The sequence below is a fragment of the Azospirillum rugosum genome (genome assembly GCF_017876155.1).
GTDB lineage: Bacteria > Pseudomonadota > Alphaproteobacteria > Azospirillales > Azospirillaceae > Azospirillum > Azospirillum rugosum.
On record NZ_JAGINP010000001.1, the window covers coordinates 580,266 to 606,021 of the forward strand.

The window sequence follows — 25,756 nt, forward strand, 5'->3', positions numbered from 1 at the left end:
AGAGTAGGACCAATGCGTTAAAAAGGCTGCCGATCAGCGTCGTCAACACATTGTTAGTCAAATCGCCTCTACCGTCTCCTTCAAGAAATCGAGGTTAGAGACACACAATGACCATCGACGACGGAGACTGCCGGGTTGTCTCGGAGGTCTTTAGTTTTGCAAGCGGACGTTTCACCGAAGATGCCGCAATCCACTTGGCGGCGGAAGCCCTGCGAGCCCGCCACTTAAGCGCGAGTCTGTCGGAGGCGGTGAGCGCCACCATGTCCATCCTCTTCGGCGCGGGCGGCCTGCCCTGTTCCTGACGGTTTCCTAAAGCGGATTGCAATCCGCTTTGGACCGCGACCGCGGGCCCGGTCGCACGTGCGACCGAAGCCCGGCCTCTCGCGGGAACGGAGTTCCCGCTGGCGGCAGGCGGATGCCACAGGCATCCGCTGAGAGCCGGCGAATGAGGCCATATGAATCTAAAGCGAATGCAAATTCGCTTTAAGGGCGGCGGGCGGGGTGGCCACGAAACAAACCACCCCGCCCCCGGCCCCTCAAGACGGTCGCCCCGTCACGACCGCTGTTCGATCGAGGTCGTCCCGAACAGCCGCTTGTACTCGCGCGGCTGCGACCGCCAGTACTGCTTGGGCGCCTGCACCTCCGCCCCCAGGGCCGCGGCGGCGTGCCAGGGCCAGCGCGGGTCGTACAGGATGCCGCGCGCCAGCGCGACCATGTCGGCCTTGCCGCCGGCGACGACCTCCTCGGCCTGCTGCGGATCGGTGATCAGCCCGACGGCGATGGTCGGCATGGCCGTCGCGCGCTTCACCCCCTCGGCCAGCGGCACCTGGTAGCCGGGACCGACGGGGATTTCCTGAGCCGGCGTCAGCCCACCCGAAGACACGTCGAGGAAGTCGCAGCCGCGCTGTTCCAGCGCCTTGGCGAAGGCGATCGTCTGCTCCAGATCCCAGCCGCCCGGGGCCCAGTCGGTGGCGGACACGCGCACGCCCACCGGCCGGTCCGCCGGAAAGGCGGCGCGCACGGCGTCGAACACCTCCAGCGGGTAGCGCATGCGGTTCTCCAGGCTGCCGCCATAGGCGTCCTCCCGCCGGTTGGACAGCGGTGACAGGAACTGGTGCAGCAGGTAGCCGTGCGCGGCGTGCAGCTCGACCGCGTCCAGCCCGATCCGCGCGGCGCGCTTGGCCGATTCCACGAAGGCGTCGCGCACGCGCTCCAGCCCGGCGGCGTCCAGCGCCAGCGGGGTGCGCTCCCCGTCGGCGTGGGGGATCGGCGACGGCGCGACGCAGTCCCAGCCGCCCTCCTCCAGCCCGAGCTGCTGCCCGCCCTCCCAGGGCGGCTGCACCGACGCCTTGCGCCCGGCGTGGGCCAGCTGGACGCCGATGGGCATCGCCGATTCCTTGCGCACGCAATCCAGCACATGCTTCAGCGCGGCCTCGGTCTCGTCCGACCACAGGCCGATGTCGCCGGGGCTGATCCGCCCCTCCGGCACGACGGCCGTCGCTTCCAGGAACATCAGCCCGGCACCCGACAGCGCCAGATGCCCCAGGTGGATGAGGTGCCAGCTGCCCGGCTTTCCGTCCTCCGCCGAATACTGGCACATCGGCGCGATGACGATCCGGTTCTGCAAGCGAAGCTGTCCGATCTCGATCGGTTCGAAGAGTCTGCTGGCCATCGGCACGTCCTTTGCCCGTCGGTCTTGCTGGATTCGGTCTTGATGGGTTTGGCGGCTTCAACAGCCCGCCGCTCCGCGCCTCCCGCCGATCGAAAGCCTCACCACCACCGATCACCCGGCGGCCAATCGTGGGGCGGCGGGTCGCGGCCGTCCGAAAGGCCGGGATCCCGTCGAAGATGGTCGCTCCGCCGCTCCGGGTCCAGGTGTTCCCTGCCCTGCGCCCAGGGCACGGCGTCCGGCGGCCACCCTCGCCGCGGCCATTCGCCACAGCGTCCGCCAGCGGCACCCGCGGACCCAATCACCGTCCCACACGTTCCCCCGACATCGCAGCAGGCCGGAATCAGGACGCAGGAGAACCGCCATGGGCTGGTCGATCCCCATCGGCACCATCAAGGGCACGGTGGTGCGCATCCACATCACCTTCCTGCTGCTGCTCCTGTGGATCGGCAGCGCGCATTACACGCAGGGCGGCTGGACCGCGGCGACGGAGGGCATCGTCTTCATCGCCCTGCTGTTCCTGTGCGTCCTGCTGCACGAGTTCGGGCACGTCCTGACCGCGCGGCGCTACGGCATCCGCACCCCGGACATCACGCTTCTGCCCATCGGCGGCGTGGCGCGGCTGGAGCGCCTGCCCGAGAAGCCCTCGCAGGAGCTTCTGGTGGCGCTCGCCGGCCCAGCGGTGAACCTGGTCATCGCCGCCCTGCTCTACGTGGCGCTCGGCGGCTTCCCCTCACCGGCAAGCACGGAGCCGCAGAACGCCGGGGTCGGCGTGCTGGAGCGGCTGGCCTCCGCGAACCTGTTCCTGGCGCTGTTCAACCTGATCCCGGCCTTCCCGATGGACGGCGGCCGCGTGCTGCGCGCGATCCTGGCATCCCGCCTCGGCTACGGGCGCGGCACGCAGCTGGCCGCGACGGTCGGGCAGGCGGTGGCCTTCGGACTGGGGCTGCTGGGCCTGTTCGGCAACCCGCTGCTTCTGTTCATCGCGCTGTTCGTCTATCTGGGCGCGGCGTCCGAATCGCACGCCGTGCAGATGCGGGAGGTCTCGCGCGGCGTGATCGTCTCCGACGCCATGATCACCCATTTCGAGAGCCTGGCGCCCGGCAGCGTGCTGGAGGACGCGGTGCGCTGCCTGTTGCAGACCACGCAGCACGAGTTTCCGGTGGTGGACGGCTCCGGCCGGCTGCGCGGCGTGCTGACCCGCGACGACATGATCCGCGCGCTGCGCGACCGCGGCCCGGACACGCCGGTTCTGGAGGTGATGCGCGCCGACATCCCGGTGATCGACCGCCGCCGCAACCTGGAGGAGGCCCTGCGCCTGATGCAGGAGAACCGCCTTCCCGCCGTCGGCGTCAACGACAACGACGGCCGGCTGGTCGGCCTCGTCACGCCGGAGAATGTCGGCGAGATGATGATGGTCCACGCCGCCCGCCCCGACCGCCGCATGGCGTCCTGAGCGGCCGCGCGATTCCGGGCGCCGCCCCCTGTTGAACCTCCCGAAATCGGATCACCTCAGGAGACAGTCGATGGCGAAGGCCGAATCGAAGAAGCAGCAGATGGCCGCCGGCGCGGCCCTGTCCGCCAAGCGCGGCGAACGTCCGAAATCGAGCCTCAAGGGCGCGTCCCGGCAGATGGTCGAATCCATGAGCGAGAAGGAACTCCACGACATGGCCTCCGCCAAGCGCAAGGACCTGCCGACCCGCGAATCCAAGGACGACTGACCCGGCGCACCGGTCGGCCCGTTCGCCCCCGGCTGGATCCGGGCGGTCCAGCCGGGGCGCGGCTCAGCCGTGGCTTTTCCCCATCGCCGCGAGTTCGTTCAGCCGCTCGCTCATGAGCCTGGCGGTGTCCTCGGGCAGCCGGTCGAGCCGGAGAGACGCGGGGACCGCGTAGGCTCCGGTCCGGCGGTCGATCACGCACCATTCCGCGCCGTCGTCGCGAAGACGCGCGACATAACGGCTCTCACTCTTCTCCATGGCACCCTCCAAGGCGGTTGAGGCGTTTTCACCGTGTTGACGGTGCTTGGACGCGCCTTTCCCCGGAAGTCCTGCGCCGTCGACCCCGGCGCATTGGCGGTACCCTTTTGCGGAGCCCCCTTCGCGGAGTCCTGAAGCAGCCCACGGAAAGCCCGCAAGGCAACGCGCCCCAGGGTCCATCCCCAGGGAATTCGCCCTCACGGGCAACCGAACCATTTTTTGAAAGGGAGAGAAAGTGGCGGAGGGGATGGGATTCGAACCCACGATAGGGGTTTGAGCCCCTATAACGGTTTAGCAAACCGCCGCCTTCAGCCTCTCGGCCACCCCTCCTACCGGGTCGGCGCTGGTGGGCGCCGCTGGCGTTCGTGCGTTCTAACGATCCGGCAGGGGCCTGTCAACGCTTACGCAGCAAAAAACGCGTTCGCTCGAATCTGTGAGAAATGTGTATAAAATTTTATGTACTTTTTATCCAATCGGGGCTATGGTGCCACCATGAGCGATGAGAAATCTCCGGAATTGGAGGACGCCATGGGCCTGTCGCGCCGCTGCACGGAAACGCTGATCGATCTCGTCGAGATCAAGCTGAGCTGCCTGGAGGTCACTGACCGCGAGGACCTGAAGGAGAAGGAGCTTCTGATGCGCTGTGTGCAGGAGCTGAACGCCGAATTGCGCGGGGAGAATGGCGCGATGGCCGCCTTCGCGGCGCCCAAGCGCCGCGGCCGCCGGCCCAAGCACCTGCAATACCAGGATCTCCACGTCGCGTGACCGGGCGCCCCGGCCGCGACGGCCCTACGCCGCCGGACGCGCCTCGGCCTCTGCAATGCCGGTGCCCGCCACGCTGGTCGCCGGCTGCGGCACCGCGCGCGGCAGCCGCAGCGTGAAGCGGGTGCCGCGATCCGACCCCGGCGACGGCGCCGGAGTCGAGTGCACCGACACCGTCCCGCGCAGCACGCCCGTCACCGTGCTGTGCACGATGTGCAGGCCCAGGCCCGAGCCGCCCTGCCCGCGCTTGGTCGTGAAGAAGGGCTCGAAGACCTTGAGCAGGTTCTCCGGCGGGATGCCGCAGCCGTCGTCGGTGAAGTCCAGCACCACCCAGCCCTCGCCCTCCGCACGGGCCGCGATTCGAATCGTCCCGGCCTCCCCCTCGCGGTAGGCGTGCAGGACGGCGTTGATGACCAGGTTGGTCAGCACCTGCCCCAGCGCGCCGGGGAAGCTGTCCATGGACACGTCGTCCGGGCACGCGACCTCCACGCCCAGCCGTGTGCGCTTCAGGCGCGGGCGCAGCGAGAACAGCACCTCGTCGATGGTCGTCTTCAGGTCGAAGACCCGCCGCTCGCCCGACGCCTGGTCCACGGCCACCTGCTTGAAGCTCTGCACCAGCGCCGCGGCGCGGCGGATGTTGGCGTCCAGCAGCCCGGCGCACTCCGCCATGGTGTCCAGGTAGTCGGCAAGGCCCGTCTTCTTCAGCGTGCCGCCCGCGAACCGGTCGCGGACGGTCCGCGTCTGCTCGGCGATGTGGGTGGAGGCGGTCAGGCCGATGCCGATGGGCGTGTTGATCTCGTGCGCCACGCCGGCCACCAGTTGCCCCAGCGACGCCATGGTCTCCGCCTGGATCAGGCTTTCCTGCGCGGCGCGCAGCTCGGCCAGCGCGTGCTCCGCCTCCTCCTTGGCGGCGACCACGGCCGCTTCCGCGGCCTTGCGGTCGGTGATGTCGGTCATGATGCCGAGATAGCGGACGGCGCGCCCCTCCGCATCGCGGATGGCCCGCCCCTTGGCGGCGATCCAGACCCAGCCGCCGTCCTCCCGGCGCAGACGGTAATCGTAGGCGTAGGTCGTCGTGTCGCCGCGCAGGTGCGCGCCGATGGTCGCCAGCACGCGCTCGCGGTCGGCGGGGTGCAGCCGCGATTCCCAGAAATCGGGCGGCATCGGCGGTGTTTCGGTGAAGCCGAGAAGGCGCGGGAAGCTGTCCGACCACCAGCAGGTGCCGTTCACGACGTCGGCGTCCCAGGCGGCGGCGTTGGTCGCGTCGAACGCCATCTCCAGCCGCTCGGCCAAATCGCGGCGGTCGGCGTCGGCCTTGCGCAAGGCGTTCAGGTCATGGAACCGGCCGGAGCGCCACCCGATCACGGCTCCGCCGGCCGTCCCCGCAAGGATGCCGGCGCACAGAGCCAGAAGCGCAACGAACAGCCCGCATTCGATCATGAAGCCCCCCGCCGGCCTCCACTGGAAACCGGCGGGAGATCAAAATCAACTGTTATATCGCCGCGCTCCTCCGAAAGGAGGAGCGCCACCGGCACTTTCAGGCAAGCCGCCGATTCAACCCGGCGGCGTCCCGCTCAGCCCTTCAGCTTCGTGGTCAGGATCTCGTTGACCAGCGCCGGGTTGGCCTTGCCCTGGGTGGCCTTCATGACCTGGCCGACGAAGAAGCCGAACAGCTTGTCCTTGCCCGACCGGAACTCCGCCACCTTGTCGGCGTTGGCGGCCAGGACCGCATCGATCGACGCCTCGATGGCGCCGGTGTCGGTGACCTGCCGCAGCCCCTTCTTCTCGACGATGTCGGCGGCCTTCTCACCGGTCTCGAACATCGCCTCGAACACCTCCTTGGCGATTCGGCCGGAGATGGTGTTGTCGGCGATCAGGTCGATCAGGCCGCCGAGGTTCTCCGCCGAAACGGGGCTCTCCTCGATCTCCTTGCCGGCCTTGTTCAGGTAGCCGAACAGCTCGCCGGTGACCCAGTTGGCGGCCAGCTTCGGGTCGCGCCCCTTGGCGACGGCCTCGTAGAAGTCGGCCCGCGCCTTTTCCGACACCAGAACGTTGGCGTCGTAGGGCGACAGCTTGTACTCGCTGATGAAGCGGGCCTTCTTGTCGTCGGGCAGCTCCGGCAGGGTCTTCTTGATGTCCTCGACCCATTCCGGCTCCAGCTCCAACGGCAGCAGGTCCGGATCGGGGAAGTAGCGGTAGTCGTGCGCCTCTTCCTTGGAGCGCATGGAGCGGGTCACGAACTTCGTCGTGTCCCACAGACGCGTCTCCTGGTCGATCTTGCCGCCCTCCTCGATGATCTCGATCTGGCGGCGCGCCTCATACTCGATCGCCTGCATGACGAAGCGGATCGAGTTGACGTTCTTGATCTCGCAGCGCGTGCCGAAGGGCTCGCCCGGCTTGCGCACCGACACGTTGACGTCGCAGCGCATGGAGCCTTCCTCCATGTTGCCGTCGCAGGTGCCGAGGTAGCGCAGGATGGAGCGCAGCTTGCGCACATAGGCGCCGGCCTCCTCCGCGCTGCGCATGTCCGGCTCCGACACGATCTCCATCAGCGCCACGCCCGACCGGTTCAGGTCGATGTAGGTCTTGGCGGGGTGCTGGTCGTGCAGCGACTTGCCGGCGTCCTGCTCCAGATGCAGGCGGGTGACGCCGACCGTGCGGGAGGAGCCGTCCGGCAGGTCGAGCACGATCTCGCCCTTGCCGACGATCGGCTGCAGGTACTGGCTGATCTGGTATCCCTGCGGCAGGTCCGCGTAGAAGTAGTTCTTGCGGTCGAACACCGAATGCAGGTTGATCTGCGCCTTCAGCCCAAGGCCGGTGCGCACGGCCTGCTCGATGCAATGCTCGTTGATGACGGGCAGCATGCCGGGGAACGCGGCGTCGACGAAGCTGACCTGACTGTTCGGCTCCGCGCCGAAAGCGGTCGCGGCGCCGGAGAACAGCTTCGCGTTCGAAATGACCTGGGCGTGGACCTCCAGCCCGATCACGATTTCCCAATCGCCCGTTTCGCCCTGAATGTACGACATCGGTCTGCTCTCTCGATCCGGCTCAGGCCATGAACGGCGGGGTGGCGGTGACGGCGGCGGCCTTCTCGATGACCTGCCCGACGCGCAGCACGGTCTCCTCGTCGAAGGGCCGGCCCAGCAGCTGGAGCCCCAGCGGCAGGCCGTCCGACCCGATGCCGGCCGGAACCGACATGCCCGGCAGGCCGGCCAGCGAGGCCGGCACCGTGAACACGTCGTTCAGGTACATCTGGATCGGGTCGTCCATCTTCTCGCCGATGGCGAAGGCCGTGCTCGGCGCCGTTGGCGTCAGGATGACGTCGCAACGCTGGAACGCCTCGTCGAAGTCCCACTTGATGCGCGTGCGCACCTGGCGGGCCTTGTTGTAGTAGGCGTCGTAATAGCCGGCCGACAGCACGTAGGTGCCGATCAGGATGCGGCGGCGGACCTCCTTGCCGAAGCCGGCGCCGCGCGTGTTCTCGTACAGGTCCTTCAGGCTGCCGCCCTCGACCCGCAGGCCGAAGCGGACGCCGTCGTACCGCGCGAGGTTCGAGGAGGCCTCGGCCGGCGCCACGATGTAGTAGGTCGCCAGCGCGTACTTGGTGTGCGGCAGGCTGATCTCGACCGGCTCGGCGCCGGCGGCCTTCAGCCACTCGATGCCCTGGTCCCAGATCGCGGCGATCTCCGCCGGCATGCCCTCGACCCGGTATTCCTTCGGAATGCCGACCCTCAACCCGCGGATGTCGCCGGTCAGCGCGGCACGGAAGTCCGGCACCGGCATATCGACGGATGTGCTGTCCTTCGGGTCGAAGCCGCACATGGAGCGCAGCATGATCGCCGCGTCCTCGACCGTGCGGGTCATCGGCCCGGCCTGGTCCAGCGAGGAGGCGAAGGCCACGACGCCCCAGCGGGAGCAGCGCCCGTAGGTCGGCTTGATGCCGACGATGCCGGTGAAGGCGGCCGGCTGGCGGATGGAGCCGCCGGTGTCGGTGCCGGTGGCGCCCAGCGCCGCGCGCGCGGCCACCGCGGCGGCCGAGCCGCCCGACGAGCCGCCGGGCACCAGCTGGCGCGACCAGTTGCCGACCTCGCCCGGGCTCCACGGGCTGATGACGTTGCCGTGGTGCGAGGTGATGTTGGCGGAGCCCATGGCGAACTCGTCCAGGTTCACCTTGCCCAGCATGACCGCACCGTCGCGCCACAGGTTGGACGTGACGGTCGACTCATACTCCGGCTTGAAGCCGTCCAGGATGTGGCTGGCCGCCGTGGTCAGGACGCCCTTCGTGCAGAACAGGTCCTTCACCGCGATGGGCAGGCCTTCCATCGGGCCGGCCTCACCCTTGGCGCGGCGGGCGTCGGAGGCCTTGGCCATCTCCAGCGCCTTGTCCGGCGTCTCGGTGATGAAGGCGTTCAGCGGGCGGATCGTCTCCACCGCCTTGACGTGGGCCTCGGCCAGCTCGACCGCGGTGAACTCCTTCTTGGCGAGGCCGTCCAGCGCCCCCGCCATGGTCAGATGCGTAAGCTCGGCCATCACTCGACCACCTTCGGAACGACGTAGAAGCCTTCGGCCGTTTCCGGGCCGTTGGAGAGGACGGCGTCGCGGTAGCCGCCGTCCGTGACCTCGTCCTTGCGCCGGCGCAGCTTCTGCGCGGCGACGCTGGTCATCGGCGGCACGTTGCCCGTGTCCACCTCGTTCAGCTGTTCCACGAAGGTCAGGATTTGGCTCAGCTCACCCGCCAGGTGATCCAGTTCCTCTTCCGGCACCTTGATGCGGGCCAGATGCGCGATCTTGGCCACGGTGGCCTTGTCGAGCGACATGCCTTCCACTCTCTTCCGAAACGTCTGGAAAAACGGGTTGGAAGCTAACACCCGAAAACTGTCATCGCAATGATTCAGGCGGCCTCCCAGGGATTCAGGCCCCAAGGATCAGACTCTGGGATCAGACTCTGGGATCAGACTCTCGGATCAGGCTCTGGGATCAGGCCGCGACCGCTTCCCGGTGTCGCCGTTCCCAGACGTCGCGCTCCATGCGCAGGGTGAACAGGGCGATGCGCTCGCCCCAGGGGGTGGTCCGTTCCTCCAGCGCGACCGGAACGAAGCCGAGCTTGCCGTACAGCACCAGCGCCGGGGTGTTGGTGTTGAAGCAGCGCAGCACCAGCTCCGGCAGGCCGTGGCGGGCGAAGGCGCGGTCCATCATCACCTGCAGGATGTGCTTGGCGACGCCGGTGCCGCGCGCCGACGGGGCGACGCTGACGTTGCCCAGGCTGGCGCTCCGCCCCTCCTCGAAGGTGGCGAAGTTGGCGTAGCCCACCACCGCGTCGCCCTGCAGGATGACGGTGGGGTCGCGGCGGATGTCCAGCGACTCCCGGATTTGCTCCGGGGTCAGGGGCCAACTCGCCCTTGGAAACAGGTAGTAAAGCTCCAGCCGGTCACGCGGAAAGCCGCAAATCTGCGGTATATCGGCGTCGGCCAGAGCACGATGGGTAAACATCGCAGTGCTCCGGCTGTTTGATTAGAAGAATAAGTATCTTCTTGGACAACTCAAGCGATCTTGCCGCAGGGCTGGGCAGCTTCTATGGTTCGTGACATGATTCACACGCTTCCCGAACTCGCCGCCCGCCTCGGTCGGGGCCAGCGGCTCCTCGGCCTCGACGTCGGCACCAAGACGATCGGCCTGGCCGTCGCCGACCCGAACCTCGTCGTCGCCTCGCCCATCGGCACGCTGCGCCGGACCAAGTTCACCCAGGACGCGCGGGAGCTGTCGAAGACGATCCGCGACTATGGAATCGGTGGTTTCGTGATCGGGCTGCCGCTGAACATGGACGGCAGCGAAGGGCCGCGCGCCGAGTCCACCCGGGCCTTCGCCAAGAACCTGATGGAGCGTCCCGACCTGCTGGGCTGGGACGCGGAGATCGCCTTCTGGGACGAGCGGCTGTCCACCTCCGCCGTTGAGCGCTTCATGATCGGCGAAGCCGACATGACCCGTAAGCGCCGGGACGAGGTCGTCGACAAGATGGCGGCCGCCTACATCCTGCAAGGCGCGCTCGACGCGCTGGCCCACCAGCGTCGGATGCAGCAGGAGGAGATGGAACGGAACGGCGGGAACGGCGACGACGCCCACCCGGACGACTGACCGCCGTTCCCTGCCTTTTCACCGCCGGGGCTTTTCACCACCCCGGCGGCCAACCAAACTACGCTCAACGCGCGGCGGCGACGCGGCGGTTGTCCGCCATCCCGCGGGTCCAGCGGGTCAGCAGCGTGATGGCCGCCACGACGGTGACGTAGACGATCAGCTGGAGTTCGGTCGGACGGTCGGTGTAGCCGACCAGGACGTGCAGCGTGCGGCCGATCATGGTCGTCTCGTCCAGCAGGGCGGAGCTGTCCCACAGCACGGTCCCGCCGACGTTGGCGATGCCGGCCTGGGCCAGGAAGACGACCGCCTGCGACGCCATGCCGGCGGCCAGCAGCGTGATCAGCCAGGTCGTCACGCCGAACAGATGGCGCGCCGGGATCTGCAGCAGGCCGGCGTAGAGCAGCCCGGCGACCACGGCGCCCAGCGCCATGCCCCCGGCCCCGCCGATGGCGACCGTGGTGATCCCGCCTTCCTCCGACGCCAGGATGCCGGTCAGGAACAGCACGACCTCCGACCCTTCGCGCAGCACGGCCAGGCCGATGACCAGCGCCAGCGCGCCGAGCGAGCGGTTGCCCGACGACACATCGCGGCCGACCGCGGCCATCTCGCGGGCCAGCTCCTTGCCGTGCTGGGCCATCCACACGTTGTGCCAGCTGAGCATCAGCACGGCGAGCAGCAGAACGGAGGCGTTGAACAGCTCCTGCCCGCTGTCGGCGAACTGGGCGCTGATCACGTCGGCGAAGGCGGCGACCAGGCAGGAGCCGGCGATGCCGCCGACGATGCCCAGCACGATCCAGCGCGCCCGCCCGGCCACGCCCTGCGTGGCGGCAAGCACGATGCCGATGATGAGACCGGCTTCGAGCACTTCGCGGAAGACGATGATGAGGCTGGCGAGCATCCGGCTCTCCTACGACCGAGCGACGGGGACCTTGTGCGTCGGGACCACCGGCCGCTGCGGCCGGTGACCGGGCGCGGCGTTACTGGGCGACCAGCACCCCCTGGGCGGTGCTCTCGTGGAATTCGCCGAAGAAGGTGTAGCGGCCGGGCTCCAGCGGGCCGACGGAGATGCGCGCCTGCTTCTTCGGGCCGATGATCTTCTCGACCTTCAGCGGCTTGCTCTCGAACTCCTCGGAGCTGGCGTCCTGGTTGTCCACCACCAGCGTCACCCTCTTGCCCGCCGGGACGGTCACCTCGGCCGGCTCGAACTTGTGGTCCTTGATGACGATGGTGACGTCGCCGTCCGCGGCCGAGGCCGGAGCGGCCGACCCCAGGACGGCCGGCAGGGCCAACAGGACGCAAGCGACGAACGGGGCGGCGAGACGGCGCATTCTGGGAGACCTCACGGGAAAAGGTGCGACTGCTTCTGCAAATCATTCGCACCTTTCGCCCGGAACGTCAATACCCCCACCGCGATTCCGGAATAAGCCCCACGCACGAAGGGTCTTCCGAATCCATCACGGGGGCTCCGGTGCGTCCGCCGGAAACCGCTCCAGCCCATCCTCGATGGCGTAATAGTCGGCCTTGCCCGCCACATGGATGTGCCGGAGTGTGGCAAGGCCGGTCGGCTGGTCCAGGCTTCCCGCCGCAACGTCCACCAGCGGGTTTCCGTCGCCCTTCCAGAACAGGGAGGATCCGCAGCGCGCGCAGAATCCGCGCTCCGCCTTCGCCGATGACCGGTACCAGGCCAGCGTCGCGTCGGCGTCGAAGAAGACGGTTTCGCGCGGCACGGTGATGTAGGCGCCGACATGCCCGTGGAAGCGGCGGCACTGGCCGCAGTGGCAGTTCACCACCCCCATCGGGCGTTCGGTCACCAGGAAGCGCACGCCCCCGCACAGGCAGCCACCCGGCAGCGGCGCCGTCACGACTCCACCTTGGAATGGTTGTCCGGATCGGTGCTGGCGCGGCGCAGCAGCCCGTCGTCCGGCAGGTCGTAATAGTCTTCCTTGAAATCGATCCAGATGTGCCGGTCGGCGCACAGTCCGGTGGGCTCGTCCAGGCTGCCGGCGGTGACGTCCACGTTCGGATTGCCCTCGCCTTCCCAGAACAATCCGGAGCCACAGCGGGAGCAGAAGCCCCGCCGCGCCCGGTCGGACGACGCGTACCAGGCCAGCGTGTCCTCCTTCACCCGCCGCAGGGCGTCCCGCGGAAACGTGGTGTAGGCGCCGACGTGGCTGTGCTGCCGCCGACACTGCCCGCAATGGCAGAAGGAGATCGGGCCCGGCTGCGCGGTGATCTCGTACCGCACGCCGCCGCAGGCGCAGCCGCCCGTCCACACGCGTTCGACCCCAGCCTTGGCGCCAGCCGTCATTTCGCTCATGCGTTCATCCTCTCCAGAAGGGCTTCTCGGCCTCGTTCACCGCGTCGGCGCGCGACAGGCCGATGTCGTGCAACAGATGGTCGGGCAAAGCCTCCAGGGCGAGGCGCTGCCGGCGCCGCTCGTTCCACGTCGCCACCACGTCGAACAGGGCCATCACCGACCGGCCAAGGGAGGCGCCGTTGCGGGCGGAACCAGCGGTGGCGACATTGTTCATGCTCTGCGTCATCGTGCATCTCCTCATCCGAAGGTGTTTCGTTCGAAGCGTCCGCTCCGGTGTCGAAACTGTGTTCCGTGAAGGGAGAATGGGCCACCCGCTTCTTGCGCACAAACGACGCTTTCTCATAGTCTGGATAAGGAAAACTAATCCGAATCCCTCCAGTGCCGAAGAGGCGAAATGCCGCGCCGCCTGCCCCCGCTGAACGCCTTGCGCGCCTTCGAATGCGCCGCCCGCCACCTGTCCTTCACCAAGGCGGCCGACGAACTGCATGTCACCCAGGCCGCCGTCAGCCACCAGATCAAGGGGCTGGAGGACTGGCTGGGCCTGATGCTGTTCCGCCGCCTGAACCGCGCGCTGGAACTGACGGAGGCCGGCGAGTCCTACCTGCCCGCGGTCAAGGACGCGCTCGACACGCTGTCCCACGCGACGGAGCGGCTGCTGCGCCGCGACGGCTCGGGCGCCTTGACCATCTCCACCATGCCCAGCTTCGCGGCGAAGTGGCTGGTGATGCGGCTCGGCCGCTTCCAGGGCCGCCACCCGGAGCTGGAGGTGCGGCTGCACACCACCTCGCAGATCGTGGACTTCAACCAGCAGGACGTCGACATCGCCATCCGCTTCGGCGCCGGCCGCTGGCCGGGTCTGCGCTGCGAGCGGCTGCTGACGGAGGACATCTACCCGGTGTGCAGCCCGGCTCTGCTGGCCGGCGACCGCCCTCTGGCAACGCCGGAGGACCTGCGCCACCACACGCTGCTGCACGACGACTACTTCATCACCTGGGGCACCTGGGCGGAGGCGGCGGGCCTGACCGGCGTCGACGTCACCCGCGGCCCCCGATTCGACGATTCGGGCCTGCTGCTGCAGGCGGCGACGGAGGGCACCGGCGTCGCGCTGGCCCGCGGCGTACTGGTCGCCGACGACATTGCCGCCGGGCGGCTGGTGCGGCTGTTCGACGTCCACCTGCCGGGCGACTACGCCTATTATGTGGTGGCGCCGCCGCAGCATTTTTCGCGGCCCAAGGTGAAGGCCTTCCGCGACTGGCTGTTCGAGGAGGCCGCCCCGACCGAGCGCGCCGCCCACCTCTCCGCCTTGCCCGGCCGGGCCCCAGCCCCAACCTTGTCATCTGACGCCTGACGTCATCCGACGCCTGATAGGGAGAGGGTCCGACCATGCCACGCGCCCGCGCACTCGCCCCCCTCGCGCTGCTGCCCGCCGCCGTCCTGGCGGCCGGCCCCGCTGCGGCGCACCATGGCTGGGGCGGCTACGACTCCGGCCAGCTGTTGACCTTGACCGGCACCGTCCGGCAGGCCGCCGCCCAGAATCCGCACGCCATGCTCAACCTGGAGGCCGACGGCAAGGTCTGGCACGTGGTGCTGGCGCCGCCCGGCCGCATGAGCACGCGCGGCCTTCCCGCGGACACGATCAAGGTCGGGCAATCCGTGACGGTCGTCGGCTATCCCGCCAAGGCCGACCCTGCCGAAATGCGGGCCGAGCGCATCACCGCCGGCGACCGGACGATCGAGCTGCGCTGACGGATCATGGATCACGACCAGGGTCCGGTGGGGAGCGGCTGGCTGGTGGCGCTGGAAACGTCCGGCCTCGGCGACGCCATGCGCCAGTCGGTCTGGCTCTATCCGCTGGTCGAGGTTCTGCACATCCTCGGATTCGCCCTGCTCGTCGGATCGATCCTGGCCTTCGACCTGCGCCTGCTGGGAGTCCGCGCCCCCCTTCTGCCGGCGGAGGCGCTGGCCCGTCTTCTTCTTCCCGTGGCGGTGACCGGCTTCGCGCTGGCCGTCCCCACGGGACTTCTCCTCTTCACGACGGAGGCGACGTCGCTCGTCCGCAACGGCATGTTCCTGGCGAAGATGGCGCTGCTCGCCCTGGCGCTCGTCAACATCGTACTGTTTCACAAGGGCGCCGGCCGCCGGATGGCCGCCTGGGGCGTCGCCGACCGTCCGCCACCCGCCGCGCGTTTCGCCGGGGCGGCGTCGCTCGGCCTGTGGGTCGCCGTTCTGGTCTGCGGCCGCCTCATCGCCTACGTATAATCGCAGGCGTATGATCGCCGGCCTGTGATTGGGGCTGCTGGGGGCGCTTGCGACCGCAACACGCCGCTCCTATAGTCCCGGCCCATGACCGGAACGCCCCACAGCAGCACGATCTTCCCGCACCGCCACCTCCTTGGCATCGAGGGGCTGACGGCCGGCGAGATCACCACGATCCTCGACCTCGCCAACGGCTACGTCGAGCAGAACCGCCAGCCCTCGAAGAAGTCGTCGCTCCTGGACGGGCGCACGATCGTGAACCTCTTCTTCGAGAACTCGACCCGCACCCGCACCAGCTTCGAGCTGGCCGGCAAGCGGCTCGGCGCCGACGTGATCAACATGTCGTCGGACGGCAGCTCGGTGAAGAAGGGCGAGACGCTGATCGACACGGCGATGACGCTGAACGCCATGCACCTGGACGCGCTGGTCGTTCGCCACGCCGACTCGGGCGCGGTGAAGCTGCTGGCCGACAAGGTCAACTGCTCGGTCATCAACGCCGGCGACGGCCACCACGAGCACCCGACGCAGGGGCTGCTGGACGCGCTGGCGATCCGCCGCCGCCTGGGCCATCTGGAGGGGCTGATCGTGGCGATCTGCGGCGACATCCTGCACAGCCGCGTGGCGCGCTCCAACATCCACCTGCTGAACGCCATGGGCGCCCGCGTCCGCGTCGTCGCCCCGCCGACCCTGATTCCCTCGCAGATCGACCGGCTGGGCGTGGAGGTGCACCATTCCATGGCGACCGGCCTGAAGGACGCCGACGTGGTGATGATGCTGCGCCTCCAGACGGAGCGGATGAGCGGCCAGTACGTCCCCTCCACGCGCGAGTACTTCTACTTCTACGGCCTGGACTACGAGAAGCTGTCGGTCGCCAAGCCGCACGCGGTGGTCATGCACCCCGGCCCGATGAACCGCGGCGTGGAGATCGATTCGGAGGTCGCCGACGACCTCAAGCGCTCCATGATCCTCGACCAGGTGGAGTTAGGCGTTGCCGTCCGCATGGCCGTTCTCGACCTTCTCACCCGCGACCGCCGGATGTCCAATGCCTAACCGCATCGCCTACCGCAACGCCCGCCTGCTCGACCCCGCCAGCGGCCTGGACCAGACCGGCACGCTGCTGACCGAGGGCGCGAAGATCGCCGACTTCGGCCCGTCGCTGTTCAACGACGGCGTGCCGGAGGGCATCGAGACGGTCGACCTGCGCGGCCAGTGCCTCGCCCCCGGCCTCGTCGACATGCGCGTCCTGATCGGGGAGCCCGGCGAGGAGGAAAAGGACACCATCAAGAGCGCGTCGCGCGCCGCGGTGGCCGGCGGCATCACCGCCATGGTCCTGCTGCCCAACACCGACCCGGTCACCGACGAGGTGGCGAGCCTGGAGTTCATCGCGCGCCGCGCCCGCGAGGTGCGCCTCGTCAAGGTCTTCGCCTACGCCGCCGCCACCCGCGGCACCGACGGCAACGAGATCACCGAGATGGGCCTGCTGGCCCGCGCCGGGGCCGTGGCCTTCACCGACGGCACCAAGGCGATCACCAGCGCCAAGGCGATGCGCCGCGCGCTCAGCTACGCCAAGACCTTCGACAAGCTGATCGTGCAGCACCCGGAGGAGCCGAGCCTCGCCAGCGGCGGCATGATGAATTCGGGCGAGCGCGCCACCCGCCTCGGCCTCGTCGGCATCCCGCGGGAGGCCGAGATCATCATGATCGAGCGCGACCTGCGCCTGCTCGAACTCTCCGGCGGCCGCCTGCACTTCGCCCACGTCAGCACGGGCGAGTCGGTCGACCTGATCCGCCGCGCCAAGGCGCGCGGGCTGAAGGTCACCTGCGACACCGCCCCGCATTACTTCGCCCTGACGGAGACGGACGTCGGCGACTACCGCACCTTCGCCAAGGTCTCCCCGCCGCTGCGCGGCGAGATGGACCGCCGCGCGATTGTGGAGGGCCTGGCCGACGGCACCATCGACGCCATCGCGTCCGACCACACGCCGCAGGACCAGGACCAGAAGCGCCTGCCCTTCGCCCAGGCCGCCTTCGGCGTGATCGGGCTGGAAACGCTGTTCCCCCTGACGCTGGAGCTGGTGCACAAGGGCGCCATGCCGCTGCTGAAGGCGCTGGCCTGCGTGACGGTGAAGCCCGCGGAAATCCTGGGCCTCCCGCTCGGCCGCATCGCCGTGGGGGCGCCCGCCGACCTCGTCGCCTTCGACCTCGACGTGCCGTGGCAGGTGGACGTGGAAACCTTCAAGTCCAAGTCGAAGAACAGCCCCTTCGAGGACCGCCCCGTGCAGGGCCGCCCCCTGCGCACCATCGTGGACGGCCGCCCCGTCTGGCAGTTCGAGGGCTGACGCGGTGACGCTGCCTGTTTCTACGTTGGTCATCTCGGCCCTGCTCGGCTACCTGCTGGGCTCGATCCCCTTCGGCCTGGTGCTGACGCGCTTGGCCGGCCTGGGCGACATCCGCAAGATCGGCTCCGGCAACATCGGCGCCACCAACGTGCTGCGCACCGGCAACAAGCCGCTGGCCGCCGCGACCCTGATCCTCGACAGCGGCAAGGGGGCCATCGCCACCCTGCTCGCGCTCGCCTTCTTCGGCCCGGAAGCCGCCATCATCGCCGGCGGCGCCTCCATGCTCGGCCACACCTTCCCGGTCTGGCTGGGCTTCAAGGGCGGCAAGGGCGTCGCGACCGCCCTGGGCGTGTTGCTGGCCGTGTCCTGGCCGGTCGGCGTCATCGCCTGCGCGACGTGGCTGGCGATGGCCTTCCTGTTCAAGATCTCCTCCCTCTCCGCCCTCACCGCGCTGGGCCTCAGCCCCATCTTCGGCTGGTTCTTCGGCGGCCCGCTGGTGGCGGGCCTGTGCCTCTTCATCGCGGCGTTGGTCTACGTCCGCCACGCCGCGAACATCCGCCGCCTGCTGAAGGGCGAGGAGCCGAAGATCAGCTTCGGGAAGAAGAAGGCGTGATCTACGTCCACGTTGCTACCAGTAGCCCACACTCCACCCTACAAGCCTGAACGTTAATGCGAGTTTATTGAAATTTTTTGGAACGTTTGATATTTTTCTCCCTTGCCTGTCTCGCTTTTTCGCCTCGCCTAGCTTTCGAATATAGGTTGCACAATGAATAACGATGCAAGCTCAGAAGACATAAAATCACTTGATTTGTTATTAAGCGGGATAAAAGCAGGAATTGAACACGACCTTTATTCGCACCGGAAGGCAAGAGAGAGCTATTGGAATAGTATATCTCGGCTTCTTCTTAAGATTGAGGCCGCGGACATATCATTGCGTTACGGATTTATGTTTCCAATATCAGAGGATGGCTACAGTCCATTAAGAGAAATAGAAGAAAGATTTAGTGATATTTTTTGCGATGAGTTTTTTGTGGAGTTCGCGGGCAAATGCCGCTTCTACGGAAGCCGTCCTCTTTCCAAGAAAGAATTCATCAAATTACGAAACTTCGAAGGCGCAAGGCTGTCTACAGTACTTGACGCTTCGAAGGTTTGTATGAAAATAATCGTCAGGCTTTTAACGGTAGAGTCTCAAGTACACGATGAAAATAACCTCAAAAATCTGAGGAGAATGCTGCCTCCTCAGAAAATTGCTCCCGTGCAATTTGATTTCCAATCGGGGCGCCTTGTTCTATTACGCACACGGAACTCTTTTGAATCGGACGATTATAATAACATCGCTAGCGCAAAAGAGGCCATTGTCGCGCAGGGCGAAAGGATACAGGAGTATCTCAAGCAATCGAATTGCGACCGCCGTCTAATCGAGACTTTTTCTATTCTCCAAGAACAACTGACTTTGGACGACAATATAATAAAACTGGCACTAACGAACATTACTTGCGATATCATGCGAAGCGCATGCGAGCCAGAATTGAGTGAGTCAGTAAATTCTATGATACTATCGCACACGAGAAGCATAGAAATGTTTGCGGCCCAATTTCCAGATTGGAGGCGGTTCGTCGAGCATGCCGCTATAGTCAGCATTGACCAGGCCGACATTAATCGCATTAGTGAAGCAACAAATAATCTGATTAAAGATCTTGCTTCAAGGCATGATTACGTTGACCCTGAAATCCCAAATACCTTCTCCCAATTAAACGAACTACTCAGAGCCCCAAGCTCAGCTGGGAAAAGGGCTGCATTTGCCGTCTTACGGAGCATCGAGAATCTCATAAGTAAGGTGTTTTCATTAGGCGCTGATTTTTTTGATCAAACCGCCCAAAAGACCGTTGACGGGCTTTCTACCGCCGTTTCAAAGGCCATCATTGTAGGCCTGTTAACTGCGGCACTCGGTGGCGCGGCGCAAGTTACCCCAGTGGCTGCCAAGATCAACGAGATGACTTGGCTTAAGAACGCCGCCGAATTAGTCCAGAAGCAGATTGACAGAATGTTAATGGAGTAAGCCGATGACTCCAGCACACTCGAGGTTGACGACGGCAAAAAGCGCACTACGACAATTAGCTCCGAACAACTGAATTCTTGCTTTTCTATTTTGAAGTTATTTCGGTTGGGTGCAGAGAAACCCAGAATCATCCATGTCGCGACGTGTGTTCGGTTACGCTACGCTCCACCCAACCTACGGCGCTTCCTATTTCTCGGCCAATCCACAGGGCGGACACAATGGACAGCATCACAAACGCCACAGGGGCACCAACCGAAGGCAAGCGATTATCCCTCCTGTGGGTCTTCGCGATGCTCAACTACTTATACTGCGACATTGTGACCCTCATGGATCCAAACCTGCTGAAGCAATTTCTCAGCGGGACCGTCGAAGGCATGCAAATCGACCAGATGTTTCTGCTCGTCGCCTCGGTGCTGATGGAAATCCCCATCGTCATGGTCCTACTGTCGCGCGTGCTGACGCACCGGGCCAATCGTCTGGCGAACATCATAGCCGGCGCGATCATGACCGCCGTGCAGCTCGCAACGCTGCTCTCCGGCACGCCCACCCCCTATTACGTCTTCTTCAGCATCGTCGAAATCGCGACCACCCTGTTCATCGTCCAATACGCTTGGCGCTGGACCGCGCCGCAATCGGACCAGAGCGATCGCGGAGTCCAGCCTTCGCGCGCGTGATATGGCCTCAGGCCATCAGCCAACCTATGGCTCAGCTTGAACTCTCCGCGTCCGGCCAGAACTCGTCATTCATAAGCTCACGGAACGACCAGGGGCATTCCGCTGGAAAGATTTTCCGCGATAGCCCAGTTTCCCTTTCCGCCTCAATCGATGCGAGCCGGTATGCGTCGCTGATGGCTTCGTCCAGTTTGGACTTGAGGCTCGGATTGTCGGCCAAATGACTGCCCAGCCGATACCGCTGCTCCTCAACACTGAGCCGCCAACTATTCCCACGCAGACCCGGCTGGAACTGCCACTTCAACAAATGCAACAAGAGCACGGCCAAGCGGTTGACGAGTTCGCGCTTCTCGCTCCGGCCCATGCTCTCGATCTCCTCGGCGATATGCTCAATGTCGGCGGCGTCCAGTTTGCCGGCGCGCAGCAGCGCGGCCTGCTCGTTGGCCCACGCGTAGAAATCCCGGTCGTAGAGGCTGGTTGCCATGTCACTCTCCATCCCGCCACCCCCGCTCGAACACCACCAATCTAGATGATGGTGATGGGCAACGCAGCAAGAGAGAGGCATTCCAATGCCCCGACGTTCTTGCTTCGTTCAGCCAATCCCGCTACACTTCGCCTCGCCAACACCCGATCTGCGCCCATACCACATCGTCGTAAATCCGTCGCACCACGTTGCGTTTGTTAACGCCGACGCGCCGATGCGACATGACGCGTTTCATGTTTCATAGCGTTTCACGATGTTTCATTCGCCGGCCGGCAGCGGCCCCGCTGCACACGCATGCATGTTGAAAACGACGCAGCGCTGGTTGTACAAAATGGCGCATGACACAACCGCGCCGCACCCTCACCGACGCCGAACGGTTCGATTGGCTCCGCCTGATCCGGACGGAGAATGTCGGGCCGATCACCTTCCACCGGCTGCTGGAGCGGTACGGCACCGCCCGCGCGGCGCTGGAGGCGCTGCCCGACCTCGCCAAGCGCGGTGGACGGGCCAAGCCCCTGCGCATCGCCGCCAAGGCCGACGTGGAGCGCGAACTGCTCGCCAACGAGCGCGTCGGCGCCCGCCTGCTCTGCTCCTGCGAACCGGACTATCCGGAGCCCATGGCGGCGCTGGACGACGCACCGCCGGTCGTCTCGGTGCTCGGCCACGCGCATCTGCTGCGGCGGCGCGGGGTCGCCATGGTCGGGGCGCGCAACGCCTCGATGAACGGCAAGACCTTCGCCCAGAGGCTGGCGAAGGAGTTGGGAGAGGCCGGGCTGCTGGTCGTCTCCGGCCTCGCCCGCGGCATCGACACCGCCGCCCACGCCGGCGCGCTCGGCACCGGGACGGCGGCCGTGGTGGCGGGCGGCGTGGACATCGTCTATCCGCCGGAGAACGAGCGGCTCTACCGCGACATAGTGCAGCAGGGCGTGGTGGTGGCGGAGAGCCCGGCCGGCACCACGCCGCAGGCCCGCCACTTCCCGCGCCGCAACCGGCTGATCTCCGGCCTGTCGCTGGGCGTGCTGGTGGTGGAGGCGGCGCTGCGCTCCGGCTCGCTGATCACCGCCCGGATGGCGCTGGACCAGGGGCGGGAGGTCATGGCCGTGCCCGGATCGCCGCTGGATCCGCGCTGCCAGGGCACCAACAACCTGCTGCGCCAGGGGGCCGTTCTGGTGGAAAGCGTGGACGACGTCATCCGGGCGCTGGAAAGCCTGGCACCACCCGCTGTGCGCGAGCGGCAGGGCGACCTGTTCGCGGCGCCGCGCCCCGCGCCGCCAACCGAGTCGGAGCTGGAACAGGCCCGCACCACCGTCTTGGAAAACCTGTCCCCAAGTCCGGTTGCCATTGACGAACTCGTTCGCGGGTGCCAATTGTCCGCACCGGTGGTGTTGACCGTCGTGCTGGAACTTGAGCTTGCGGGCCGGGTCCAGCGCCAGCCGGGGAATCAGGTGAACCTGATCTGATCCCGGTCCGCACCGCCGTTTGTGGGCAAAGGCACTATCAGGGGCGCGGACTCTTGCCGGGCAGCAACGTTGTCATCGTCGAATCGCCGGCCAAGGCGAAGACCATCAACAAATACCTTGGCTCGGACTACACCGTGGTGGCCAGCTTCGGCCATGTGCGCGACCTTCCGGCGCGCGACGGATCGGTGCGTCCGGACGAGGACTTCGCCATGGACTGGGAGCTGGGCGACCGCTCCAAGCGCCACATCGACGAGATCGCCAAGGCGGTCAAAGGGGCCGAGCGCGTCTACCTCGCCACCGACCCGGATCGCGAAGGGGAAGCCATCGCCTGGCATTTGTCGGAACTGCTGCGCGAAAAGCGGCTGATCGACGACAGCAAGGTGCAGCGCATCACCTTCAACGAGATCACCAAGACCGCCGTCCAGGCCGCGCTGGAAGCCCCCCGCGACGTCTCGCAGGAGCTGGTGGACGCCTATCTGGCCCGCCGCGCGCTGGACTATCTGGTCGGCTTCACCCTGTCGCCGGTTCTCTGGCGCAAGCTGCCGGGCTCCAAGTCCGCCGGCCGCGTGCAGTCCGTGGCGCTGCGCCTGATCTGCGAGCGCGAATCGGACATCGAGATCTTCAAGCCGCAGGAATACTGGACCATCGACGTGGGCTTCGCCACGCCGGGCGGTGCGTCCTTCACGGCGCAGCTGACCCAGCTGGACGGCAAGCGGCTCGACAAGTTCGCCCTGCCGACCCGCGAGGCGGCGGAGGCCGCGGTGGCCCGGATCCAGCCGCAGGCCTTCTCGGTCGCGACGGTGGAGCGCAAGCAGAGCCGCCGCAACCCCTCCCCACCCTTCACCACCTCGACCCTGCAGCAGGAGGCCTCGCGCAAGCTGGGCTTCGGCGCCACCCGCACCATGCGGACCGCGCAGAAGCTGTACGAAGGCGTGGACATCGGCGGCGAGACGGTCGGCCTGATCACCTACATGCGAACCGACGGCGTCAGCCTCTCGCAGGAGGCGATCGAGGGCTCGCGCAGCCTGATCGGCTCCCACTATGGGGAGCGCTACGTCCCGGCCCAGCCGCGCGTTTACAAGACCGCGGCCAAGAACGCCCAGGAGGCGCACGAGGCCATCCGCCCGACGGACCTGTTCCGCCGGCCGGAGACGGTCGCTTCCTACCTGGAAGCCGACGAGCTGCGGCTCTACGAGCTGATCTGGAAGCGCACGCTGGCCAGCCAGATGGAAAGCGCGGTGCTGGACCAGGTCGCCGTGGACATCGCCTCGCCGGCCAAGGACGTGGTGCTGCGCGCCACCGGCTCGGTCGTGGTCTTCGACGGCTTCCTGAAGGTCTACCAGGAGGACCGCGACGACGCAGCCGACGACGAGCAGCAGGAGCGCCGCCTGCCGGCCATGGAGCAGGGCGACGACCTCACCCGCGGCGACATCGCGCCGGAGCAGCACTTCACCCAGCCGCCGCCCCGCTACACCGAGGCGAGCCTGGTGAAGAAGCTGGAGGAGCTGGGCATCGGCCGTCCCTCCACCTACGCCTCGATCCTCCAGGTGCTGCAGGACCGCAACTACGTCCGGCTGGACAAGCGGCGCTTCATCCCGGAAGACCGCGGCCGTCTGGTCACCGCCTTCCTGAAGAACTTCTTCAACCGGTATGTGGAGTACAACTTCACCGCCGACCTGGAGAACCAGCTGGACGACATCTCCGGCGGGCGGATCGACTGGAAGACGGTGCTGCGCGACTTCTGGCGCGCCTTCCACATGGCGGTGGACGGCACCAAGGACCTGACCATCACTCAGGTTCTGACCACGCTGGACGAGGAGCTTGGCGCGCACTTCTTCCCGGCCAACACCAACGGCCCGGGCCACGACCCGCGCGTCTGCCCGGTGTGCAGCCAGGGCCGGCTGGGGCTGAAGCTCGGCAAGATGGGCGCCTTCATCGGCTGCTCCCGTTATCCGGAATGCCGCTACACCCGCCCGCTCGCCGTCGCCAACGACGAGAGCGGGGAGGCGCAGGAAGGCCCGCGCGAGCTGGGCCTGGATCCGGAAACCAAGCTGCCCGTCACCGTGCGGCGCGGCCCCTACGGCGCCTACATCCAGCTCGGCCCGGCCCCCGCCGCCGCGGCGCCGGCCGAGGTCGTGGAGGAGGCCCCCGCCGACGGCAAGAAGGGCAAGGGCAAGAAGAAGGCCAAGGCCGAGGAGCCGAAGCCCAAGCGCGTCTCCCTGCCCAAGGGCATGTCGGCCTCCGACGTGGACCTGGACACCGCGCTGAAGCTGCTGGCCTTGCCCCGCACCATCGGCAAGCACCCGGAGACGGGCGAGGAGATCAGCGCCGGCATCGGCCGCTTCGGCCCCTATCTGAAGCACGGCAGCGTCTACAAGTCGCTGACGCCGGACGACGATGTGCTGACCATCGGCATCAACCGCGCGGTGGACCTGCTGGCCGGTGCGGCCAAGAAGGCCTCGGCGCCGGCCAAGACGCTGGGCGACCACCCGAAGACCGGCAAGCCGATCACCACCGGCTCCGGCCGCTTCGGCCCCTACGTCAAGCACGGCTCCACCTACGCCTCCATCCCCAAGGGCACCGACCCGGAGGGCGTGACGCTGGAGCAGGCGCTGGAACTGCTGGAGGCCAAGGCCGCCAAGGACGCCGCCAAGAAGGGCAAGGCCCCCAAGGACGCCGAGCCCGCCGCCGCGGAACGCGCCGAGGCGCCCGCGAAGACGGAAAAGGCGACCAAGGCCAAGGCCACCACCAAGAAGGAACCGGCCGCCAAGAAGGCCGCCCCAAAGAAGGCCGAGCCCAAGGCGAAGGCTGAGAAGGCCGACGCGGAAAAACCGGCTCCGGCCCGCAAGCGGGCCTAGCGGACCCAGCGCATGACGCCGCCCTCCAGCGGCGTCCACGCGCCCACCGTGACCCCCGCCGCGCGCAGGCCCTTGCCCGTCCATTCGTTGCAGGTGTCAATCGGGCTGTAGCGCCCGACCGCCTCGTAGAACAGGTCGGTCGGGCCATAGCCGCTGCCGGGGAGCGGCCGGACGGCCCCTCCCCCGTCCCGGCGGAAGCTGCCCCGCACATAGTCCACCAACGCCCGGTACTGCCCCTCCCGCAGAATCAGCGCACCGCAGTCCGGGCTCCCCGCCGGCGTGTACAGGGCGTAGACGTGCATCACCGTCGGCCCGCCCCCGAACAGCGCCGACAGGACGGTGCCGGGCCTCAGATCCTCCCACCGGCGGGTTTCCAGGTAGAAGGCGCGGTCGCCCCAGCCAAAGGAGAAATGCGTCGTCCAGGGATCGGCGCCGGGAAAGTCGCCGCGCCGCAGCTCCGTGGTCCAGTCCATCACCCGGCTGACCGCCGGCAGCACGAAGTCGGTGTGGACCCCGTTGGTGCAGACGAAGATCTCCACTCCATCCCGTCCAGCCGGCTGTCCTTCCACCTCCACGCGGGCAAGCACGGTGGCGGCGAGCGCATAGAAGCCCACGACCACCCCGACCAGCGTCGCGACCAACGCCGCCCCGATCCCGACCGCCCTCATGGATGCACTCCCGCCGCGCTCCCGCTGGTTTTCGCGCGTGTTTGTGGCGGTATCGCGGCGTCACGGTTGGATTCCCCGTGGCCAGGGCTTACTTAAACCATTCCCT

The 25,756-nt window shown here is 67.0% G+C and carries 29 protein-coding genes and 1 tRNA gene; 15 read left to right on the plus strand and 15 right to left on the minus strand.

The features are described 5' to 3' along the window. The first annotated feature begins 107 nt into the window (after positions 1-107). Entirely contained in the window at positions 108-302 is a 195-nt protein-coding gene (locus J2851_RS02860) for a hypothetical protein (RefSeq protein WP_209763414.1), read from the plus strand. 251 nt (positions 303-553) lie between these two features. Here J2851_RS02860 and J2851_RS02865 read toward each other — a convergent pair whose 3' ends face one another. After that, positions 554-1,672 (minus strand): NADH:flavin oxidoreductase/NADH oxidase, encoded by a 1,119-nt coding sequence (locus J2851_RS02865; RefSeq protein ID WP_209763420.1) that lies wholly within the window; start codon positions 1,670-1,672, stop codon positions 554-556. Positions 1,673-2,033: 361 nt separating this feature from the next. On the opposite strand from J2851_RS02865, the gene J2851_RS02870 reads away from it, so the two are divergent. Together J2851_RS02870 and J2851_RS02875 are read left to right on the plus strand one after the other, a co-directional pair. Continuing rightward, positions 2,034-3,125 carry a site-2 protease family protein gene (locus J2851_RS02870; RefSeq protein WP_209763427.1) on the plus strand — a complete coding sequence of 364 codons (1,092 nt, stop codon included), beginning with the start codon at positions 2,034-2,036 and terminating at the stop codon, positions 3,123-3,125. 70 nt (positions 3,126-3,195) lie between these two features. Next, positions 3,196-3,390, plus strand: a complete 195-nt coding sequence (locus J2851_RS02875; protein ID WP_209763431.1) for a DUF3008 family protein — start codon at positions 3,196-3,198, stop codon at positions 3,388-3,390. Positions 3,391-3,453: 63 nt separating this feature from the next. Here the strand turns inward: J2851_RS02875 and J2851_RS02880 are convergent, their stop codons facing one another. After that, complete coding sequence (locus J2851_RS02880; RefSeq protein WP_209763433.1) at positions 3,454-3,645, minus strand: hypothetical protein; 192 nt, start codon at positions 3,643-3,645, stop codon at positions 3,454-3,456. 236 nt (positions 3,646-3,881) lie between these two features. Then, a tRNA-Ser gene (locus J2851_RS02885) sits at positions 3,882-3,975 on the minus strand. Between the two features lie 162 nt (positions 3,976-4,137). On the opposite strand from J2851_RS02885, the gene J2851_RS02890 reads away from it, so the two are divergent. Beyond that, positions 4,138-4,410 (plus strand): hypothetical protein, encoded by a 273-nt coding sequence (locus J2851_RS02890; RefSeq protein WP_246500359.1) that lies wholly within the window; start codon positions 4,138-4,140, stop codon positions 4,408-4,410. 24 nt (positions 4,411-4,434) lie between these two features. On the opposite strand, the gene J2851_RS02895 is transcribed toward J2851_RS02890, so the two are convergent. The 5 genes from J2851_RS02895 to J2851_RS02915 all read right to left on the minus strand — a co-directional run bounded on the left by J2851_RS02895 (position 4,435) and on the right by J2851_RS02915 (position 9,897). Further along, on the minus strand, positions 4,435-5,847 hold the full coding sequence (locus J2851_RS02895) for a PAS domain-containing sensor histidine kinase (RefSeq protein WP_209763435.1): 1,413 nt from the start codon (positions 5,845-5,847) through the stop codon (positions 4,435-4,437). A gap of 134 nt (positions 5,848-5,981) precedes the next feature. Next, positions 5,982-7,433: an Asp-tRNA(Asn)/Glu-tRNA(Gln) amidotransferase subunit GatB gene (gatB, locus tag J2851_RS02900; RefSeq protein ID WP_209763444.1), complete on the minus strand. Its 1,452-nt coding sequence runs from the start codon at positions 7,431-7,433 to the stop codon at positions 5,982-5,984. 22 nt (positions 7,434-7,455) lie between these two features. Then, positions 7,456-8,937 (minus strand): Asp-tRNA(Asn)/Glu-tRNA(Gln) amidotransferase subunit GatA, encoded by a 1,482-nt coding sequence (gene gatA, locus J2851_RS02905; RefSeq protein ID WP_209763452.1) that lies wholly within the window; start codon positions 8,935-8,937, stop codon positions 7,456-7,458. Then, a complete protein-coding gene (gene gatC, locus J2851_RS02910; RefSeq protein ID WP_209763458.1) occupies positions 8,937-9,224 on the minus strand; it encodes an Asp-tRNA(Asn)/Glu-tRNA(Gln) amidotransferase subunit GatC in 288 nt (95 codons plus the stop codon). Before gatC ends, gatA begins: the two co-directional genes overlap by 1 nt. Before the next feature lie 160 nt (positions 9,225-9,384). After that, a complete protein-coding gene (locus tag J2851_RS02915) occupies positions 9,385-9,897 on the minus strand; it encodes a GNAT family N-acetyltransferase (RefSeq protein WP_209763464.1) in 513 nt (170 codons plus the stop codon). 96 nt (positions 9,898-9,993) lie between these two features. Between J2851_RS02915 and ruvX the strand changes: the two genes are divergently transcribed. Further along, positions 9,994-10,539 (plus strand): Holliday junction resolvase RuvX, encoded by a 546-nt coding sequence (gene ruvX, locus J2851_RS02920; RefSeq protein WP_209763466.1) that lies wholly within the window; start codon positions 9,994-9,996, stop codon positions 10,537-10,539. A 64-nt stretch (positions 10,540-10,603) separates the two neighbouring features. Here the strand turns inward: ruvX and J2851_RS02925 are convergent, their stop codons facing one another. The 5 genes from J2851_RS02925 to J2851_RS02945 all read right to left on the minus strand — a co-directional run bounded on the left by J2851_RS02925 (position 10,604) and on the right by J2851_RS02945 (position 13,082). Continuing rightward, positions 10,604-11,437, minus strand: coding sequence for an FTR1 family iron permease (locus J2851_RS02925; RefSeq protein WP_209763478.1), 834 nt, complete (start codon positions 11,435-11,437; stop codon positions 10,604-10,606). Between the two features lie 79 nt (positions 11,438-11,516). Beyond that, complete coding sequence (locus J2851_RS02930; protein ID WP_209763485.1) at positions 11,517-11,867, minus strand: cupredoxin domain-containing protein; 351 nt, start codon at positions 11,865-11,867, stop codon at positions 11,517-11,519. 126 nt (positions 11,868-11,993) lie between these two features. Beyond that, positions 11,994-12,401, minus strand: a complete 408-nt coding sequence (locus tag J2851_RS02935; RefSeq protein ID WP_307420598.1) for a GFA family protein — start codon at positions 12,399-12,401, stop codon at positions 11,994-11,996. Continuing rightward, positions 12,398-12,856, minus strand: coding sequence for a GFA family protein (locus tag J2851_RS02940; protein WP_246500360.1), 459 nt, complete (start codon positions 12,854-12,856; stop codon positions 12,398-12,400). The genes J2851_RS02935 and J2851_RS02940 overlap by 4 nt, the downstream gene beginning before the upstream one ends. A gap of 4 nt (positions 12,857-12,860) precedes the next feature. Beyond that, positions 12,861-13,082, minus strand: coding sequence for a DUF1127 domain-containing protein (locus J2851_RS02945; RefSeq protein WP_209763488.1), 222 nt, complete (start codon positions 13,080-13,082; stop codon positions 12,861-12,863). 168 nt (positions 13,083-13,250) lie between these two features. Here J2851_RS02945 and J2851_RS02950 point away from each other — a divergent pair, with 168 nt between their 5' ends. The 8 genes from J2851_RS02950 (at position 13,251) to J2851_RS02985 (ending at position 20,183) form a co-directional block, all read left to right on the plus strand. Further along, positions 13,251-14,204: a transcriptional regulator GcvA gene (locus J2851_RS02950; RefSeq protein WP_209763490.1), complete on the plus strand. Its 954-nt coding sequence runs from the start codon at positions 13,251-13,253 to the stop codon at positions 14,202-14,204. A gap of 35 nt (positions 14,205-14,239) precedes the next feature. Further along, positions 14,240-14,602: a DUF6152 family protein gene (locus J2851_RS02955; RefSeq protein WP_209763492.1), complete on the plus strand. Its 363-nt coding sequence runs from the start codon at positions 14,240-14,242 to the stop codon at positions 14,600-14,602. A gap of 6 nt (positions 14,603-14,608) precedes the next feature. Continuing rightward, a complete protein-coding gene (locus tag J2851_RS02960; protein ID WP_209763494.1) occupies positions 14,609-15,115 on the plus strand; it encodes a DUF6644 family protein in 507 nt (168 codons plus the stop codon). Between the two features lie 84 nt (positions 15,116-15,199). Beyond that, positions 15,200-16,162: an aspartate carbamoyltransferase catalytic subunit gene (locus J2851_RS02965; protein WP_209763497.1), complete on the plus strand. Its 963-nt coding sequence runs from the start codon at positions 15,200-15,202 to the stop codon at positions 16,160-16,162. Beyond that, the gene (locus J2851_RS02970) at positions 16,155-17,450 is read left to right on the plus strand and encodes a dihydroorotase (RefSeq protein WP_209763506.1); all 1,296 of its coding nucleotides are present in this window, start codon (positions 16,155-16,157) and stop codon (positions 17,448-17,450) included. Before J2851_RS02965 ends, J2851_RS02970 begins: the two co-directional genes overlap by 8 nt. A gap of 4 nt (positions 17,451-17,454) precedes the next feature. Then, positions 17,455-18,063, plus strand: a complete 609-nt coding sequence (plsY, locus tag J2851_RS02975; protein WP_209763509.1) for a glycerol-3-phosphate 1-O-acyltransferase PlsY — start codon at positions 17,455-17,457, stop codon at positions 18,061-18,063. A 153-nt stretch (positions 18,064-18,216) separates the two neighbouring features. Beyond that, positions 18,217-19,509 carry a hypothetical protein gene (locus tag J2851_RS02980; RefSeq protein WP_209763511.1) on the plus strand — a complete coding sequence of 431 codons (1,293 nt, stop codon included), beginning with the start codon at positions 18,217-18,219 and terminating at the stop codon, positions 19,507-19,509. Positions 19,510-19,727: 218 nt separating this feature from the next. Next, positions 19,728-20,183, plus strand: coding sequence for a DUF6326 family protein (locus J2851_RS02985; RefSeq protein ID WP_209763520.1), 456 nt, complete (start codon positions 19,728-19,730; stop codon positions 20,181-20,183). 31 nt (positions 20,184-20,214) lie between these two features. Here J2851_RS02985 and J2851_RS02990 read toward each other — a convergent pair whose 3' ends face one another. Beyond that, positions 20,215-20,664: a DUF29 domain-containing protein gene (locus J2851_RS02990; protein WP_209763529.1), complete on the minus strand. Its 450-nt coding sequence runs from the start codon at positions 20,662-20,664 to the stop codon at positions 20,215-20,217. Between the two features lie 338 nt (positions 20,665-21,002). On the opposite strand from J2851_RS02990, the gene dprA reads away from it, so the two are divergent. Beyond that, entirely contained in the window at positions 21,003-22,124 is a 1,122-nt protein-coding gene (dprA, locus tag J2851_RS02995; protein ID WP_209763531.1) for a DNA-processing protein DprA, read from the plus strand. Between the two features lie 53 nt (positions 22,125-22,177). Then, positions 22,178-24,982, plus strand: coding sequence for a type I DNA topoisomerase (gene topA, locus J2851_RS03000; RefSeq protein WP_209763533.1), 2,805 nt, complete (start codon positions 22,178-22,180; stop codon positions 24,980-24,982). Here topA and J2851_RS03005 read toward each other — a convergent pair. Then, the gene (locus tag J2851_RS03005; RefSeq protein WP_209763541.1) at positions 24,979-25,650 is read right to left on the minus strand and encodes a TIGR02117 family protein; all 672 of its coding nucleotides are present in this window, start codon (positions 25,648-25,650) and stop codon (positions 24,979-24,981) included. The two genes, topA and J2851_RS03005, sit on opposite strands and share 4 nt — an antisense overlap. Between the last annotated feature and the right edge of the window lie 106 nt (positions 25,651-25,756).

Coding starts and splice junctions, on each gene's coding strand:
- J2851_RS02860 (WP_209763414.1), top strand. CDS start 108: ATGACCATCGACGACGGAGACTGCCGGGTTGTCTCGGAGGTCTTTAGT.
- J2851_RS02865 (WP_209763420.1), bottom strand. CDS start 1,672: ATGGCCAGCAGACTCTTCGAACCGATCGAGATCGGACAGCTTCGCTTG.
- J2851_RS02870 (WP_209763427.1), top strand. CDS start 2,034: ATGGGCTGGTCGATCCCCATCGGCACCATCAAGGGCACGGTGGTGCGC.
- J2851_RS02875 (WP_209763431.1), top strand. CDS start 3,196: ATGGCGAAGGCCGAATCGAAGAAGCAGCAGATGGCCGCCGGCGCGGCC.
- J2851_RS02880 (WP_209763433.1), bottom strand. CDS start 3,645: ATGGAGAAGAGTGAGAGCCGTTATGTCGCGCGTCTTCGCGACGACGGC.
- J2851_RS02890 (WP_246500359.1), top strand. CDS start 4,138: ATGAGCGATGAGAAATCTCCGGAATTGGAGGACGCCATGGGCCTGTCG.
- J2851_RS02895 (WP_209763435.1), bottom strand. CDS start 5,847: ATGATCGAATGCGGGCTGTTCGTTGCGCTTCTGGCTCTGTGCGCCGGC.
- gatB (WP_209763444.1), bottom strand. CDS start 7,433: ATGTCGTACATTCAGGGCGAAACGGGCGATTGGGAAATCGTGATCGGG.
- gatA (WP_209763452.1), bottom strand. CDS start 8,937: ATGGCCGAGCTTACGCATCTGACCATGGCGGGGGCGCTGGACGGCCTC.
- gatC (WP_209763458.1), bottom strand. CDS start 9,224: ATGTCGCTCGACAAGGCCACCGTGGCCAAGATCGCGCATCTGGCCCGC.
- J2851_RS02915 (WP_209763464.1), bottom strand. CDS start 9,897: ATGTTTACCCATCGTGCTCTGGCCGACGCCGATATACCGCAGATTTGC.
- ruvX (WP_209763466.1), top strand. CDS start 9,994: ATGATTCACACGCTTCCCGAACTCGCCGCCCGCCTCGGTCGGGGCCAG.
- J2851_RS02925 (WP_209763478.1), bottom strand. CDS start 11,437: ATGCTCGCCAGCCTCATCATCGTCTTCCGCGAAGTGCTCGAAGCCGGT.
- J2851_RS02930 (WP_209763485.1), bottom strand. CDS start 11,867: ATGCGCCGTCTCGCCGCCCCGTTCGTCGCTTGCGTCCTGTTGGCCCTG.
- J2851_RS02940 (WP_246500360.1), bottom strand. CDS start 12,856: ATGAGCGAAATGACGGCTGGCGCCAAGGCTGGGGTCGAACGCGTGTGG.
- J2851_RS02945 (WP_209763488.1), bottom strand. CDS start 13,082: ATGACGCAGAGCATGAACAATGTCGCCACCGCTGGTTCCGCCCGCAAC.
- J2851_RS02950 (WP_209763490.1), top strand. CDS start 13,251: ATGCCGCGCCGCCTGCCCCCGCTGAACGCCTTGCGCGCCTTCGAATGC.
- J2851_RS02955 (WP_209763492.1), top strand. CDS start 14,240: ATGCCACGCGCCCGCGCACTCGCCCCCCTCGCGCTGCTGCCCGCCGCC.
- J2851_RS02960 (WP_209763494.1), top strand. CDS start 14,609: ATGGATCACGACCAGGGTCCGGTGGGGAGCGGCTGGCTGGTGGCGCTG.
- J2851_RS02965 (WP_209763497.1), top strand. CDS start 15,200: ATGACCGGAACGCCCCACAGCAGCACGATCTTCCCGCACCGCCACCTC.
- J2851_RS02970 (WP_209763506.1), top strand. CDS start 16,155: ATGCCTAACCGCATCGCCTACCGCAACGCCCGCCTGCTCGACCCCGCC.
- J2851_RS02980 (WP_209763511.1), top strand. CDS start 18,217: ATGAATAACGATGCAAGCTCAGAAGACATAAAATCACTTGATTTGTTA.
- J2851_RS02985 (WP_209763520.1), top strand. CDS start 19,728: ATGGACAGCATCACAAACGCCACAGGGGCACCAACCGAAGGCAAGCGA.
- J2851_RS02990 (WP_209763529.1), bottom strand. CDS start 20,664: ATGGCAACCAGCCTCTACGACCGGGATTTCTACGCGTGGGCCAACGAG.
- dprA (WP_209763531.1), top strand. CDS start 21,003: ATGACACAACCGCGCCGCACCCTCACCGACGCCGAACGGTTCGATTGG.
- J2851_RS03005 (WP_209763541.1), bottom strand. CDS start 25,650: ATGAGGGCGGTCGGGATCGGGGCGGCGTTGGTCGCGACGCTGGTCGGG.